The organism is Granulosicoccus antarcticus IMCC3135, assembly GCF_002215215.1.
Lineage (GTDB): Bacteria > Pseudomonadota > Gammaproteobacteria > Granulosicoccales > Granulosicoccaceae > Granulosicoccus > Granulosicoccus antarcticus.
Map to the genome: position 1 here is coordinate 4,177,890 of NZ_CP018632.1, position 15,228 is coordinate 4,193,117.

A 15,228-nucleotide genomic window follows, 5' to 3' on the forward strand; every position below is an offset into this window, starting at 1 on the left:
CGCCTGTTCGACACTCACAGGGCTCGAGCGAGCATGGCAGTTGACTTCTGCCTCTCTTTAAATGCTGCTGATTTCAAAGCCTTCCAGAATATCGCTAACCACCTGCTTCGACAAGTCAGAACAGTTCGGTAGCCCTTGCGAGAAGGGATACCGTTCAAGAACCTGTGGTAGCGCCAGACAATAAATGCGAGCGCTTGTCTCCACAGACAAATCAAGTCTGAATGGCTTGAGCAATGGCGACTCACCATCAAGCAGATTTTGAGTTAATGAAGGAAAGAGCAGTTCTTGTGGTGAAGCCGAGGATTGACCACGCGCATCGAACATCGCATCAAACTCCATTTTCTGATCGCTGAACTCGACCAGAACTTCACCACTTGGCACGGATGTGAAAGAGGAATCCTCACCCGAGGCAACGATTGTGAGTACCCCGGCTTGATGCATGGCCAGCACTCGGGCAACAGACAGGTGCGGCAACGCTGCGTAGCAATCCGCGAACACAGGCAATAAATGCTGTTTGAAGCATTGCCAGTCGGCAGCATCAAGCCACGCCAGTACAAGTTCGAAATGCTCGTGGCCTCGCAGCAACACATAGCGGTGTGCAATTGTCTCTTTGCAACGCATGGAGGCTCGCACCTCTTGCAGGTTCTGCCTGACAGCATCAAGCCCACCGCGCTCTTTTCTTCCCCTGAAATACGCCGATGAAAATCCTTCTATCGTACGAGCATCTGGGCCCAGTTGTTTCAGGTAGCCTGGATCAGCGGCATCCAGCTCATCCAATAACAACTTGAATACCCGCCACAGCAATCCGTTAGAGCCGTATTCGAGTTCGTTGCAAACCGCCTCCTGCGTTATACGGGTCAATGGTTCGTAGGGAAAGGGATAGAAAAAATCAGCTTCCGGCATGATGCCATTGCGAGAAACCATGGTCACTCGCAGATCGCAGGCTTGCTCACCAGCCACCCATAGCACATGCTCACCCTGCTCTATGAACTCACCGTGCGCATGCCCCAGTGCGATGACAATATCAACGGCGGACAGTGATGAGCCAAGAATACCGATACGACCAGGTTCGTGCTGGGTGATCTGGGTATAGGGCCAGGGCGAGAGTAACTGAGCCTGATCAATCGAGGGCTTCTTGGGCCAGAGATGCCCTGTGGCAATCACGATGGTATCCAGACTGATCTCCCGCTCTTTACCTACTTCAGTGTTGAATATCACTGTTACAGATTCGCGCTCGACAACCAGATCTATCACCTTGGTTGAGCTATGCACCTTGATCTGATGACCGGCACACTCAGCAAGCTCACACAGCTGCATGAATTCGGCCTGAAGGAATTCTCCAATCAGAAGACGCGGATAAAACGCACGAGCAGAGATATCATCAGAACTTATCTCCCACTCGCTGAGTTCACGAGCGGGCTGCGTCTCAAGCCAATGCACCAGTGATCTGGTCAGTGACGGGATCTCTCGACTGAAGGCATTACACAGCATATAGTCGGCATTCATGCCGTTGCGATAGGGCATACCTGTACCTGCAACCGCCTCTGATTCGAAGAGTTCTATAGTCAGCGCGACCCGACTCTCCAGGAGCCTCTTCAGAGTGTACAAACCCATCGCACCACAGCCGACGATGCCAACGCGTTTTCGCAACATGATTTCACGACTCACAATACCAGACAGATTTACACTAAACCGGCATTAACCAGTGGCTGAAATACTACGCTTTTGCCACATTCGAAATGGACGAATTGAAGGTTGTACCCATGAGAATTACCCCGAGTGATTCCCCGCGCAGAGGGGTATTTTCAATTAACGTGAGCCGGCAGATTTTCAGCCAGAACACGTTCAAGGTCAGCCAACCTGAATGGCTTTTGCAAGAAGATGATGCCATCGTCCAGACGACCGTTGTGAACCACTGAGTTTTCAGTGAATCCAGACATATAGATAGCTGTGGCTTCGGGATAAAAACCGCGCAGCTCTTTCACCAACACCCTGCCATTCTTGGTTCCGGGAATGATGATGTCCGACAGAATGACATCAATGCTGTCGACTTCACTAGCCAGCTTTAACACCGAGTCTTCATCGTAAGCGCTGTGTACGACACAACCCAGACTCATCATCTGCTCCGAGAACATCTCGCGTAGCTCTTCGTTGTCTTCGATGAGAAATACCTTCAGTCCATGCAATTTGTAGCTATTCTCTGGCACAGCCACAGGTGGGACAACGTCGATCTCAGACTGTTCCCGGGGCAAGTAGAGCTTGATGGTGGTACCAATGCCGAGTTCGGAGTAGATTTTCAGATGCCCTTCAGACTGCTTGGCGAATCCGAATGCCATCGATAGACCCAAACCCGTTCCCTTACCCACTTTTTTGGTCGTGAAAAACGGTTCTATCGCCTGCTTGGCAACCTCTTCCGACATGCCTGTACCGGTGTCCGTGAGGGCTATACAGACATAATTTCCAGCCTGCACTTCTGTATGCGCTTTGGCATATTCATGATCCAGCCGCGCGTTGCTCACCTCCAGCGTCAGATACCCTCCTTCGCTCATCGCATCTCTGGCATTGACAACCAGATTCAATACCACAGCTTCCAGCTGCACGGGGTCGACCTTTGTTCTCCACAGGCCTCCATCAGCAATGATCTCCAGACGGATACTATCTCCTACAGAGGTCTGCAACAGCATCGCAGAGTCTCGGATCCTTTTCGCCACATCCAGCACCTTGGGCGACAGAGGCTGCTTTCTGGCAAATGAAAGTAGTTGCTGAGTCAACCTCGCCCCTTGGTTAACGGCTTTCAGCGTAGCTTTAGCATAACGCTGCAATGAAATATCCTTGCTTCTTTCATTCAGGATTTCAACATTACCCAATATGATAGCCAGAATATTGTTGAAGTCGTGGGCCACGCCTCCAGTCAGCTTACCGACCGCTTCATTCTTCTGGGTTTGAACCAGTATTTCCTGTTTCAGAATTTCGTCAGTAACATCCTGCGCAACTGCATCGATACCAAGTTTGATTCCCTGGCTACTGAATTTTGCTAAAAAGCTTTGGCGGATATGTCTAAATTGACCATCGGGAAAATTGATCCGATAGGTTTGCGTGTCTCGGTGCTGTGTCAGGATTCGTTCTCTGGATTCCAGAGAACGAATAGTGTCCTCTGCATTCATCATCGTTTGTTCGATGTCCTCGCCAACCTGCAAGCTACGCATGGTCTCTATGGACTTACCATGAAAATCAGCATAGTTCTGATCACAATCGATTATATGATCCATGTTCGCGTCAAACGTACAGTATCCAAGACCGGCTAGTTTGGCAGCCTCCGCCAAGCGGCTTACGCCTTTATGCAACTCCTCCCTGCCACTCAGAATCTGATCACGCATTTGATGAATGGCACCCACCAGCTCATCAAGTTCATCCGCGTCTTCAGCAACTGATTCTCGCTTCAAATGCAAACGCAGGTCGCGCAGATCTTCCAAAGGCTTTCGCAATTGCTTCACCAACTCGAACATCGGTGTCAGCACTTTCAAATTGAACTGACGCATGACCAGAAAACTGACAATAAAAGCGACAGCCAGGTAGATGAGCACCAAAGTGACTACTTGCTGGCGAACAGAAGCCCATACTCCTTCCTCCGAAGCATGGATACTCAAGGAACCGATCGATTCGACATCCCCTTTGTGATTCACATACCCCAATGGAACCACAATTCGTGGAACTGACAAATCGGGTTGCGTTTCACCCGCTTCAATACGCCTGCCTGTACTGTCTTTCACCACCGCATATTTGATGCTGTCAAGAGCAATAAAACCTTGCAACTGATATTCAATATTCTCGATATCCAACTGCCACAGCAGTTCTTCAATGTACGGCTTGTAGACCTGACCTACCCGTTCAATTTTTTCATCCAGCTGATGTAATGAATACTGGTAGGTGCCCATTACAGCTAAGAAGCATGCCAACAGCAACGTGATAAACAACGGTAAAACCATCGACCATAGGGCCTTCAAACCGATTTTTGACACAGATGACCTGGTATTCAACCTATTGATTCTCGGCGATGTAATCAGCCATGATCATCTGGTAGCTTCCATCAGATTTCATTTCTCTCAGGGTTCTTTCCAGCTCTGGAATCTTCTTGTAGTGTTTTGAGTTCACATACAGATAGAATTCTTTAGTCACGCTGTATTTCGTTGTAATCAGTTGCTCCAACCCTTTGTCACGAGCCATCATCAGCGTGGGCGAAACCATCAGAAATGCGATGTCAATACGTTTTGACAACAGCATTTCCAGCAGACTGTCGATCTTTCGCACGGGAACAGCATTGGCATGCTTCCCGAACAACTTTTCAGCCAGCTTCCAACCGCGCACGTATCCAACACTATATTGATCAAAATCAGCAACTGAAATGACACTGACGTCTGGATCGAGAGTGAAGCCGGTGAAAACCAACTGGGTAACAACCTCAGATACTTTTCTCAAATTGGGGTAATTTGAAAGCGGTATGTCTATCCGAGCTGCCTCTCCATCAATCAGCCCGGCATTGGCATTGGCCAAACCCCGTGCTGCAGGTGTCGCTATGAACTCAACGTTCAGGCCAGCTCTGGCGAACCATTCATCATAGAGAATATCCAGGTAGCCATCGCCTGTCTTGGTGATCAACGGTGGTAATGTTTCGGTTGATAACACCCAGGACTCGACGACTGGCTCAGCGATGACATCTGCCGAGGCCGGTAGCACGTAACATGAAAAACACAATGCCAGCATGGCCCTGCAACGGCCGGTCAGCTGAAAGCTTTTCATGAATTCTGGCTTGACCATCATCCGTTTCCTGTCAGTACTCTGAATTTCCCCTGGCGGGACACGGACCCGAACTGACAGCGGCGGCCCTTGCATACTAGAATCAGTCTAGCACTCAAAAAGAATATCACGACCTTATAGATCTCGACATGAACGTCTTGGGGTTACCTCTGCAGACAATAATTTGGAACTAGCGTATCCCTGTAGCACGCTCGTTCAACGCGGTTTCCAATTCAGCAATAACCAGCAACTCTCTTTTGTGCAATGCCTCAAGGCAGGCCTTTGCCTCAGCTTCGAACGGCAGTTGCAATGCATCTGCAATCGCAGCTTCTATCTGCTTTTCGTGCCTCATACGATCATTCAGAAAAACCTCGTGCTCATCATCAGATAACGCCGCTTTGACATGAGTGAAAATCTGACGAGCCTCCTCCCTGTCAGTATCCTGAGCACGAGGTAGTGCTCCTGTTTTTCTAACCTGCTCAGTCAGAACATCCACCGCTTGATTGTGTCCTTCTCGAACCGTCTCGAACAGTTGCTTCGTATCATTTCGCTGCACGTAATTAACCGCATCTTCGAAATGATCAGCAGCTTCCTGATAGGTTACAAGTAACTCATTCAGCGCTATTTGCATTTCATCAAGCAACATATTTAATCCCATTATTCAGGCGTCAGACTTCTTGCAATCCGACAATAAGCTAGAAAATTACCGCATAGAGTGAGCTGATAAACCACCACAGCAATCGCAGTATCACAGCACCCACAATCACCAGAACAGACAAGGTCAACAGTAACCACCAGCCACTGCGCTTGTGGGTATTCGCAGCATTCATCTGGTGATTATGCAGTAGTTGCATATTCTTGTTGTTAGCCCGAAAGGCAAAGTCAAACAGGTCACCTATCAGTGGCACACTGCCCAGCAATGTTTCCAGCAAAACATTTCCGACCATGCGGGCAAGAACCAGACGCGAGGCACCAATAGTGGCCGCCTTGCCGATCAGGTAGCTGGAGATCAACAGCCCTATTGCATCACCGATACCCGGGATTAGGCCAATGATCCCATCCAGTCCTATCCTGAAGCCACCAGGCAGGCGAATAGAGCTGTCCATCAGATGAGCAAGCCGTTCCAGACGCAATTGCACCTGCTTTTGATCTTGTGGTGTCTTGTCGTTGATCAAGAGGCCTCGAAGCGTTGATGGTGGTTAACGGGGGTCTGATCCGGCGGATGCTGAATCGATGCACAGAAAATACTATCCAGACAACCCCCTCGATAGTCGATTGTAAAAACTGCAATTACCCATGCCTATTTGACTAGAATTGCAGACCTCATGGCTTGGCTTATCACTGATAACGTAACGTTGAGACTCTGCCACAGGATCTGGCGCGCGGCGAACCGGCTCGCTCGTATGCTGATCCTCTCCATTTCCCCAAGATCGAGCTGAATCCCCGATGCGCTGGATACCCCGACTACTCCTTGTTCTGATTGCCATTCCACTATTGTTACTGCTTGTGCTGGAATTACTGCCCGGCAAATGGCTAGCCAGACAGATAGCCGCTATTGCCACCACCACAACTGGCCTCAATGTCGACATTGAGGATGCTTCTTTGTCACTATTCTCGCTAACCCCGGCCGCCTCCTTATCGGGTGTTCGAATCACGGACGAGAACAAATCACCGGTCGCAGCCGTCGGTAATGCGACAGCGATTACAAACCTGCGCGGGCTTTTCAGCGAAGCGCCTGTGCTCGACCAAACCAGCGTGGCCGACGTATCGGTTGATTTGAGAGTGGATGCCCAGGGCAAGGCTAACTGGCTGGACTGGCAGCCAAAATCAACCGCTACGGCAACAGATGAGAGTAACAACAGTGAGCCGCTTGCCATACCAGCCATTCGCCTGATTCAGCTCAACAACATACAGATAGCCTATAAGGATGCCAAGTCAGATCGTGATCTTGAAGTCATCATCAATGTCGAGGGTTCGACCAGCAATGCCGAACAGCCTCTGAGGGCGGATATTTCAGGAACACTGAATGATATTCCCTTGTCTGTCGACGCCACGGCTCAGTCATTGCTGGCTGTAATCTCACAACAGGACGACATGTCGATCGATGTGGCAGCCACGCTGGGTGACACAGAGGCGCAGTTGAGTGGTGTTATCGGAGATGTCTCAACGTTCAAGAAGCTGGATTTTGAATTCTCACTGCAAGGTCAGGACCTGCAAGATCTGGGCGCTGTCGCAGCAACAACACTGCCCGTCCTGCCGCCTTTCTCACTGCAAGGCTCCATGCAACGTGACAATGATGAATTCATCCTGCGCAGGTTCGATGCCGTGATCGGTGACAGTGATCTTGAAGGCGATGTCCGGCTAAACCCGTTCACCCAACCACTCACCGTCTATGCCAACGTCATATCAACGGTACTTGACCTGGATGACCTGGCCGGTCTGCTTGGAGCAACACCGGATCCGGATGAGACGGCAACCGCGGAGCAGATACAAGCTGCAAAGCAGGAACGCTCTGACGGGCGATTGCTGCCTGATAACCCTATCCCACTGACGGACCTGGCGACGATCATCAATGGCGAGATCGCTTTTCGAGCAACAGAGGTTCGCACAGAGTTATTTCCGGTTGATTCGATAGATACTCGACTGGAGTTTCTGCCAGAGCGTTTGCGCATCGATACTCTGAAGATAGGTCTGGCCGATGGCCTGGTGGAGGGCTCAGTGAATGTCGACGTGGCAGCCAGCCCTGTTGACAGCACGGTGGAGTTGCGTATCAACCGGGTCAATTTACGCCAGGTCATGGCAAGTGCAGGTCTGGACAACGAAGGATTCGGCCTGATAGGTGGTCGGGCCAAGTACTGGCTAAAAGGAGATACCCTTGCCGATATGGCCGCCAGCGCTGATGGCGGTACGTTTCTACTGATGACCGAGGGCCAGATTGATGCGCTTCTGACTGAATTGGCAGGCATTGATCTGGTTGAATCGGTGACATTACTGGCCAGCGGCAAGGATGCGAATACCGACATTCGCTGCGCCTATGCCGACCTGCACTCCAGAGAAGGCCTGCTGACGCTTCAGACTTTCGTCATCGACACCGACGACACCGTATTTCTGGCAGATGGCACCGTTGATTTCAACAATGAAGCACTTGACTTGACGATCGAACCTCACCCAAAGGATGTCAGCCTGCTGGCATCACAGACCTCGTTAAAGGTCGGCGGTACGATGGCAGACCCTTCCATTCTCCCTGGTAAAGCACTGCCATTGCGGGCAGCAGCGGCGGCGATTCTGGCAACAGCGGCCACACCCGCAGCTGCACTGCTACCCTTCATCGAGGCAGGAACTGGACAGAGCAGCCCCTATTGCTCAGGGCTTGCAAGCTCGCTTGATGAGGCTCGTTAATCCATGCAATCGATTCTTTTTCCAGCCGCTATCCGAAATCCAAAATGAAGATCTCTCCTTTACTGCGTACCTTGATCCTGCTTCCACTTCTGGTATGGAATGTCGCCTGTACCAGCCTGAACCGAGAAATCGAGCAGGTCGATGAGCAGACCGCCGAACTGACCACCGAAGTCAAATCAGCACTTATTGCCAATGAGAGCGTGGATGCAGCCGCGATTCTGGTTACCAGGGATCATGAGGGGTCCCTTGTACTATCCGGGTTCGTGGCAAGCGAGGCAGAACGACAGGCAGCAATGGCAGCAAGTCGCACGGCAGCCCCCGGATCCAAACTGGTTGACGAGTTGGAACTGCGCTGAGCTCCAGAAAAATAGCCACCGCTGGTGGATATCAGTGGAAATGCTGGCTTTGCCGAACTCGTAAACCCCGTGGGTTAGCCCACCCACAAGACAGTAGATGCACTTTAGGCAGACTTGCGCCCGAAATCAGGGATGTCATGGCACCAATAGAGTGCCTCTGTATTGATTAATTGGTAAGCTTTACAAGCTGCAAAGCTTCAAGCTGTACAAAATTGTGCCATTGTTCGGCATCCATTCGTTGCAAGGGAGGCAGACATGACTGCTGGGCTTTCCAATCAAACAGACGCTGACTCGAGGATCATCACTATCGACACCACGCGAGTCATTAACCGGCAGCAATCCCACTATGGGGTAATTGACATAGGTTCGAACTCAATTCGTCTGGTTGTCTATGATGATCTTAGTCGTGCACCTTTCCCCCGCTTCAACGAAAAATCCATGGTTGCTCTGGGCGCGGGGCTTGATGCAGACGGTCGCTTTACCGATGAGACGATCGCTAGAGCATTACACGCCATTCGCCGTCTGAGTGCCATCGCTCGCGCCATGAAGGTCGAGCGTATCGATGTTCTCGCAACAGAAGCCACACGACGCGCTAAAAACGGCAAGGACCTGATCGATGCGATTCGGGAAAGCACAGGGTTGGAGACAATCACCCTCACCGGTGAGCAGGAAGCATTTTACTCGGCTCACGGTGTCATTTCCGGTTTCTTCAAACCCATGGGCATGATGGGAGATATCGGCGGAGGTAGCCTTGAAGTAGCGGAAGTCATTGCCGACCGTGTGGGCGAACGAATGACCAGCATGCCGCTTGGCGCGCTGCCGGTCACCAGGAAACTGGAAGAAGGCTATAGCGCAACAAAGAAATGGATTGATGAAATACTTTCAGAGAGCCTGCCACCTCTACTGACAAACCCGGTGTTCTTCGCCGTGGGTGGTGGCTGGCGTGCACTTGCCCGTATTCACATCGCCATGAACAACCCGACCATCAAGGTTGTTCACGGCTATGAATTACCCGCCAAGGATGTTCGCGCACTGGCCATCAGTATTGCCAAGATGTCCCCGGAAGAGGTGGCTGCCCTTCCCGATGTGCCCAGTCGTCGAATAGCAACGCTGCCGGCCTCGGCACTGGTCATGTCACGCGTCTTGAAAAAACTGGCACCAGATCGGGTGGCCTTTTCAGCCTATGGACTGCGAGAAGGCTGGCTCTATAAACAACTGGATGAAGAGGAGCAATATCGAGACCCTCTCGTTGAAGCGGCGCTTGCCATCGGCCTGCCAGCAGCGCGGGTTCCAGCGTTTAGTGAAGCACTGGCTCTGTGGACAGAGAACCTTTTTCCAGGGGAAACCCAAAATGACAAACGCCTCAGACTTGCGGTGTGCGCGCTGACCGATATTGCATGGAGAGAGCACGAAAAAATTCGTGCAACTGACAGTTTTCTGCGCCTGTTGCAGTTCCCCTTCATTGGTCTTTCACATCCGGAACGCGCCTTCATTTCAGTGGCAATTCTTGCCCGCTACGGTGGCAAGGTAGACGACATGGTGAAGGATGCCGTCAGCAATCTGATGACAAGCAGTGAGCTGCGACGCGCCGAAATATTGGGCCGTGCCCTGTTGCTGGGCCACAGGTTCTCAGCCAGCGTGCCCGAAATACTGAAACAGGCCAGACTTAGAATTGATGCCGATGCCGTTCGGCTGGAGATACTGGACGCCGGCAGTATTCCTGACAGCGATGCCGTTCAAAGCCGGCTGCGACAATTGGCAAAAGCTACAGGCCTGGAGGGTGCCGAGATAGTGACTGTCAGCGAATAATACGAGCCAGTGATGTCAACAGAAGGTGATGCAATTGCCAACTGGCATCACATCACCCTCCGTTGAACTTAGCCTGGCTAAGCCATTACTCTGTGGTGGAGTTGCTCAAGGTCAGCTTGGAAAAAGTGGCACTTGCGTAATCTCCATTAGCCTTATCAGTCGCCCAATCACCGGTACCCGGGCAGGCGGCGTACCAGATACCTTCAGCATCTTTGGTACTGCACTGATTGTAGGCACCGGCCTTGAAATACATGAAGTCCTCGGCGTATCCCTGTGGGTTGTCCAGAGCATCGACATCGCCATTGGGATCAATATTGTCGGCCAGATTGATCTCAAACGTTTTCGTCTCTTTACCGGGAGATTCAAACGTCAGGGACATGATATTGCCCTGGACGTTGACCTCATAACTGAATTCCTCACCTAATGCAATTCCGGCATCGCCTGGATTTTCCGGGTTGTCCCAGCTATTACCCCAGACCGGGAAAGCGATGTCAGTGCGGTTCGGATCTTCTTTCTCCAGATTGCGTTCGTAGTTCCAGAAAACCGACCCTTTATCATGTTCAGGCCATTTTTTGAAATAGATTTTCAACGGCTCATTACCATAGCCGAAGCCTTTGCCTTCAGCCATTTGTTCCTTGTTCTTGTCGGCATGTATCTGACCGACAACCATTGAATAAGCAGGAGGCTTGTCAGGATGACCGGCCCGTTCAGCGACATGATTGACTTTTAGCGTGGCGTTGAGTTTGCCTCCAAAAATCTCTCCAATCGGATTGGCCTGCAATGCAAAATTATTGCCGGGTGTATGAGTGCCGATGTCTTCATTTGTACCACGCAGCATCTGTCGAAGCTCACTACGGGTATTGGAAGAATTAGGCGTTGTCATGGCCTTGTTTGCGGCAGTAAAGACCATCCCCCCCTCTTCATTCAGATAGAAAAAATCAGGATGCGAGTAGCCTTGAATATCGGCAACCGATACCGAGTCAATCTTCTCATCACCATCGGCATCCAGAGGCAGGGTGATATTCCAGTGGCTGAGATCAAACTTGTCTGAAGGATTGCCGGCAGACTCGGCATGAGCAACGGCGGCCAGACCCGCGGATGCCACGGAGGCAACAGCCAAAGCCAGCACTTTGGTTCTTGAAGATGGATGCATGGTTCGATTCCCTTGAAAATTGAAAACAGCAACGAATGTGACGCTGATGTCAGCTATGACTGATCACACAGAAAGCTCGACATCATTAATGTCGACATCTGATTTCTGATATACAAGATTAGCATGCAAGCATGTCTGTTTGAACTATTCAACGGCGCGACGTCCCGAAAAAACGCTCGATTGTCGTTACCATCTGATAACCCAGCCCAGCCTCAGTACGGGTTCGTGCTGAGACTAGCCGGATTTCCGCCATCAGCTATTGTCGAATCAGGGCTCACTTCGCCTGTTCACAGATACCGAATCAGCATTCCAGACCGAATCGACATCTGTCCCAATGCGCTTCAACAATCCGATCAGCTGCCCGGTTTCATTGTCGGACAAGTCGGCAAGGTACGGGCGAGTTGCAGCCTGAATGAGACCCGGCGCTTGTTCGCATATTTGCATGCCACGAGTAGTCGGCTTGAGACTGTATCCGCGTCCATCCGCTGTATCGGTTTCACGGCGCACATAGTCCAGTTCCTCCAGCCTGGATATGAGCCTTGAGGCGGAGCTGCGCTCCAGACCGACGAACCTGGCAATCTGACTGGGCGATGTGACGCCGTCGAATCGTATACAGGCCAGGACCATCCAGGAGAGCCTTCCCAGCTCCAGTTCCGCAAGCGCCTCGTCAACGGTCGATTGCATGATCTGGGCGGCGCGGCTCAGGCAATATCCAAGCCCGTCCTGTGCGTTGTACAGAGTGCTTTTGTTTGATGAGTTCATCATACGATTCTCATTATCTATGTGTAGAAAGCACACATATTCCGGGATTGATGTTGTAACGGTATCAAGAAATAGCTTGATATATTAATTCTGCTAGGCATACTCGTAACAAATCATGTGCAATCTGCACACAAATGGAGTCGAGCAATGCCTGTTCATTTCACCGACAAGACCCTGAAACCATTAGTACTGGGTACCGTTGCATTCGCGGCGATCTGGACATCTACAGTACAGGCAGATGTACTGAAGCTGGCGCATTTCATGCCGCCGACACACCCTATGGATGTGCAGGTCATGACTCCCATGGCTGAGGCCTATAACGAGGCGGTTGCCGGAAGCTCAGAGATCAGAATATTTCCGGCAGGAGAGCTTGGCCCGGGTCCCAAGGAACAGTACAAGCGTGTTGCAACCGGTGTGGCAGATCTGACATTCATCCTGCCCGAGTTCACCCCTGATCTGTTCCCGGTATTGACCAGTTATGAGCTGCCGGGCCAGTTTGCCGATAGCATCAGCGCCACTCAGGCCATGTGGGAAAACAGGGCTGCCATCGAAGCTGAGGTGAACCGCGCAGTCCCCTTGGGCTTCTGGGCCAACAACGCAACGATTCTCATCACCCGCGACAAGATAGTGCGAACCCCCGCCGATCTGTCGGGCTTGAAGATTCGTGTCGCAGGCAGAAACATGGCTCGTGTCATTGAGGCGTGGGGAGGTGTTCCCGTGGATATGTCCCCAACAGAAGCTTATCAGGCACTCAGTACAGGAGTCGTTGATGGGATCTATATCGGCCCTACCGCCTTTTCCTCCTACAAGCTATATGAGGTTGCAAAATACGCCACGGTGAACATACCAGGCTCCATTTACAGCTTTCTGCTTGCCATGAACACAGATGCCTATGCTGCATTAAGCGAAGGTGAGCGCAAAACTCTGCAATCGGTATCAGGTGAGGAATTGAGCCTCAAAGCGGCCAAAGCCTTTGCTGATGTTGGCAAAAGTGCCCTGGGGCTTGCTGGTGAGAACGGTGTTGAGATGATTTCCCTGACCGATGAAGAAATCAATGTATTCGCCGGGCTATCACCTTTTTCTGAAGAAAACTGAATTCCAAGGCTTTCGGTCTGCTCGGTTCATCCATTCAACTGATTTGCCCTACAGAATCATCAAACAAGGTGGGATCATGCTCTTTCGAGTCTTGGGTGGAATTTTGTTCAGCATTGGCGGTGCAAGCCTGCTGGCGCTCATGTCAACATCCGTGTCTGACGCCATCATGCGTGCCACCGCCAACCCCTTCATTGGCGCAAAAGAGCTGAGCGAGGCTTTTCTTGTCTGCTGTGTCGCCATCTCGCTACCCGTCAGCGTCTATAGAGGCAAGGCCATCGCCATCGATGGTTTCGTAGCCTTTTTCCCTGACGTTGCAAAGCGCCTGATCACCGCCGCAGGAAATCTCTCAGGCGCCCTTGTTTGCGCACTTCTATCCTATGAGTTGATCAGAGCCGGAGCTGATGCTCACGATTTTGCGGAAAAATCTACCTTGCTTGGCATCCCCTATCAGCTGTACTACCAGATTTTATCCTTCGGGTTCGGCTTGACCACACTGGCCTTTCTCTTCCACATCAAGCTCGGATTCAAGAGCAATGAGCCTGCCCGATCATGACGCCTGAATGGATAGGAATATGTGGCTTTGCAGTCCTGCTTGTTCTTATTTTCCTGCGTGTGCCGGTGGGTATTGCCATGCTGGGTGTGGGTCTGGGTGGCACAGCCATTCTGAATTCACCCGATGTTGCATTGCGGCTGATGACAGGCCAGACCTTCGCCATCAGCACACTCTATTCGCTTTCAGTATTACCCCTGTTCATTCTGATGGGCAACGTTGCTTCTCAATCAGGGCTCAGCCGTGATCTTTATGATGCAGCCTACGCCCTGGTCGGCCACCTGAAGGGCGGACTTGCCAGTGCCACGATTGTAGGCTGTGCCGGGTTCGCAGCACTCTCAGGCTCATCCATAGCCTCCGCTGTCACGATGGGCCAGGTGGCCTATCCCGAGATGCAGCGCCGCGCCTACGGTGATCGCTTGTCAACAGGTGCCATTGCAGCGGGTGGCACCCTGGGGATATTGCTTCCCCCCTCTACCGGCTTTGTGCTCTACGCCATCATGACCGAGCAAAGTATCGGTCGCCTGTTCATGGCGGGTATCTTGCCAGGAATCCTGCTGACAACACTCTTTGTGCTCACAGTGACGCTCATCGTGCGATTCAACCCTGACTCCGGGGGCATTGCGCCCAAGGATCTGATCGACACTGAAAAAACATCACTGCTGAAAGCAACTCCTGTACTGGGGATCATCGTGATCACTATTGGAGGCATCTATCTGGGGTTGTTCACCCCGGTTGAGGCCGCCGGTATAGGTGCTTCACTGGCCATTCTCATGGCCCTCCTGCGACGCCGACTAAACCTTGCAGAATTTATCCACGCGATCAAAAGCACCCTTGAAACAACTGGACTTTGCTTTCTCATTCTGATTGGTGCGATGGTATTTTCGCCCTTCGTTGCACTCTCCCAACTGCCATCAGCCCTGTCGGAAATAGTGCTTGGATACAGCGACTCTCCCTATACCGTACTGACCATGATACTGGTCCTCTACCTGTTTCTGGGCATGATTATCGAGGGCTTGTCACTCATGGTCATCACGCTTCCCATCGTCTTTCCGGTCATAACGAACCTGGGGTTCGACCCCATCTGGTTTGGCGTCATCATGGTGCTGGTACTGGAGATGGGACTGATCAGCCCGCCGGTCGGCGTCAATTGTTTCGTTGTAAGTAGTGTTGCGCCCAATGTGCCTCTTTCTGATATTTTCAAAGGCATCATGCCATTCTGGGCAGCAATGATCTGTTGCATTCTGTTACTGGTAGCGATCCCTGAAATCGCATTGTTTCTGCCAAATGCAATGTTCTGACAATCCACA

Annotated in this window: 13 protein-coding genes; 6 read left to right on the forward strand and 7 right to left on the reverse strand. The window is 51.5% G+C overall.

What is annotated here, in order from left to right; genetic code table 11:
* Nucleotides 1-57: 57 nt before the first annotated feature.
* The 5 genes from IMCC3135_RS18110 to IMCC3135_RS18130 all read right to left on the reverse strand — a co-directional run bounded on the left by IMCC3135_RS18110 (nt 58) and on the right by IMCC3135_RS18130 (nt 5,969).
* Nucleotides 58-1,653 carry an FAD/NAD(P)-binding protein gene (locus tag IMCC3135_RS18110; RefSeq protein ID WP_088918883.1) on the reverse strand — a complete coding sequence of 532 codons (1,596 nt, stop codon included), beginning with the start codon at nt 1,651-1,653 and terminating at the stop codon, nt 58-60.
* A gap of 152 nt (nt 1,654-1,805) precedes the next feature.
* A complete protein-coding gene (locus IMCC3135_RS18115; protein ID WP_169727486.1) occupies nt 1,806-3,935 on the reverse strand; it encodes an ATP-binding protein in 2,130 nt (709 codons plus the stop codon).
* 103 nt (nt 3,936-4,038) lie between these two features.
* Nucleotides 4,039-4,797 (reverse strand): substrate-binding periplasmic protein, encoded by a 759-nt coding sequence (locus tag IMCC3135_RS18120; RefSeq protein WP_157736086.1) that lies wholly within the window; start codon nt 4,795-4,797, stop codon nt 4,039-4,041.
* Between the two features lie 187 nt (nt 4,798-4,984).
* The gene (locus IMCC3135_RS18125; RefSeq protein WP_088918886.1) at nt 4,985-5,452 is read right to left on the reverse strand and encodes a DUF2383 domain-containing protein; all 468 of its coding nucleotides are present in this window, start codon (nt 5,450-5,452) and stop codon (nt 4,985-4,987) included.
* A 37-nt stretch (nt 5,453-5,489) separates the two neighbouring features.
* On the reverse strand, nt 5,490-5,969 hold the full coding sequence (locus IMCC3135_RS18130) for a DUF4112 domain-containing protein (RefSeq protein ID WP_205737596.1): 480 nt from the start codon (nt 5,967-5,969) through the stop codon (nt 5,490-5,492).
* 271 nt (nt 5,970-6,240) lie between these two features.
* Between IMCC3135_RS18130 and IMCC3135_RS18135 the strand changes: the two genes are divergently transcribed.
* From IMCC3135_RS18135 to IMCC3135_RS18145, 3 genes are all read left to right on the forward strand, one after another.
* Nucleotides 6,241-8,193 (forward strand): AsmA family protein, encoded by a 1,953-nt coding sequence (locus tag IMCC3135_RS18135; RefSeq protein WP_088918887.1) that lies wholly within the window; start codon nt 6,241-6,243, stop codon nt 8,191-8,193.
* A gap of 44 nt (nt 8,194-8,237) precedes the next feature.
* Nucleotides 8,238-8,549, forward strand: coding sequence for a BON domain-containing protein (locus IMCC3135_RS18140; RefSeq protein ID WP_088918888.1), 312 nt, complete (start codon nt 8,238-8,240; stop codon nt 8,547-8,549).
* A gap of 255 nt (nt 8,550-8,804) precedes the next feature.
* Nucleotides 8,805-10,358 (forward strand): Ppx/GppA phosphatase family protein, encoded by a 1,554-nt coding sequence (locus IMCC3135_RS18145; protein ID WP_088918889.1) that lies wholly within the window; start codon nt 8,805-8,807, stop codon nt 10,356-10,358.
* Nucleotides 10,359-10,443: 85 nt separating this feature from the next.
* Here the strand turns inward: IMCC3135_RS18145 and IMCC3135_RS18150 are convergent, their stop codons facing one another.
* Both IMCC3135_RS18150 and IMCC3135_RS18155 read right to left on the reverse strand, forming a co-directional pair.
* Nucleotides 10,444-11,511, reverse strand: coding sequence for a polysaccharide lyase family 7 protein (locus tag IMCC3135_RS18150; RefSeq protein ID WP_088918890.1), 1,068 nt, complete (start codon nt 11,509-11,511; stop codon nt 10,444-10,446).
* A 267-nt stretch (nt 11,512-11,778) separates the two neighbouring features.
* Entirely contained in the window at nt 11,779-12,276 is a 498-nt protein-coding gene (locus IMCC3135_RS18155; protein ID WP_088918891.1) for a MarR family winged helix-turn-helix transcriptional regulator, read from the reverse strand.
* Nucleotides 12,277-12,420: 144 nt separating this feature from the next.
* Between IMCC3135_RS18155 and IMCC3135_RS18160 the strand changes: the two genes are divergently transcribed.
* The 3 genes from IMCC3135_RS18160 to IMCC3135_RS18170 all read left to right on the forward strand — a co-directional run bounded on the left by IMCC3135_RS18160 (nt 12,421) and on the right by IMCC3135_RS18170 (nt 15,219).
* Nucleotides 12,421-13,368 carry a TRAP transporter substrate-binding protein gene (locus IMCC3135_RS18160; RefSeq protein ID WP_088918892.1) on the forward strand — a complete coding sequence of 316 codons (948 nt, stop codon included), beginning with the start codon at nt 12,421-12,423 and terminating at the stop codon, nt 13,366-13,368.
* Between the two features lie 76 nt (nt 13,369-13,444).
* Nucleotides 13,445-13,921, forward strand: coding sequence for a TRAP transporter small permease (locus tag IMCC3135_RS18165; protein WP_157736087.1), 477 nt, complete (start codon nt 13,445-13,447; stop codon nt 13,919-13,921).
* Complete coding sequence (locus IMCC3135_RS18170; protein ID WP_088918894.1) at nt 13,918-15,219, forward strand: TRAP transporter large permease; 1,302 nt, start codon at nt 13,918-13,920, stop codon at nt 15,217-15,219. Before IMCC3135_RS18165 ends, IMCC3135_RS18170 begins: the two co-directional genes overlap by 4 nt.
* The last annotated feature ends 9 nt before the right edge of the window (nt 15,220-15,228 follow it).

Bases quoted from the DNA above. Each gene is read 5' to 3' on its own strand.
- IMCC3135_RS18145 (WP_088918889.1), top strand. From the start codon at position 8,805: ATGACTGCTGGGCTTTCCAATCAAACAGACGCTGACTCGAGGATCATC.
- IMCC3135_RS18150 (WP_088918890.1), bottom strand. From the start codon at position 11,511: ATGCATCCATCTTCAAGAACCAAAGTGCTGGCTTTGGCTGTTGCCTCC.
- IMCC3135_RS18160 (WP_088918892.1), top strand. From the start codon at position 12,421: ATGCCTGTTCATTTCACCGACAAGACCCTGAAACCATTAGTACTGGGT.
- IMCC3135_RS18120 (WP_157736086.1), bottom strand. From the start codon at position 4,797: ATGAAAAGCTTTCAGCTGACCGGCCGTTGCAGGGCCATGCTGGCATTG.
- IMCC3135_RS18115 (WP_169727486.1), bottom strand. From the start codon at position 3,935: ATGGGCACCTACCAGTATTCATTACATCAGCTGGATGAAAAAATTGAA.
- IMCC3135_RS18170 (WP_088918894.1), top strand. From the start codon at position 13,918: ATGACGCCTGAATGGATAGGAATATGTGGCTTTGCAGTCCTGCTTGTT.
- IMCC3135_RS18135 (WP_088918887.1), top strand. From the start codon at position 6,241: ATGCGCTGGATACCCCGACTACTCCTTGTTCTGATTGCCATTCCACTA.
- IMCC3135_RS18140 (WP_088918888.1), top strand. From the start codon at position 8,238: ATGAAGATCTCTCCTTTACTGCGTACCTTGATCCTGCTTCCACTTCTG.
- IMCC3135_RS18110 (WP_088918883.1), bottom strand. From the start codon at position 1,653: ATGTTGCGAAAACGCGTTGGCATCGTCGGCTGTGGTGCGATGGGTTTG.
- IMCC3135_RS18165 (WP_157736087.1), top strand. From the start codon at position 13,445: ATGCTCTTTCGAGTCTTGGGTGGAATTTTGTTCAGCATTGGCGGTGCA.
- IMCC3135_RS18155 (WP_088918891.1), bottom strand. From the start codon at position 12,276: ATGATGAACTCATCAAACAAAAGCACTCTGTACAACGCACAGGACGGG.
- IMCC3135_RS18125 (WP_088918886.1), bottom strand. From the start codon at position 5,452: ATGGGATTAAATATGTTGCTTGATGAAATGCAAATAGCGCTGAATGAG.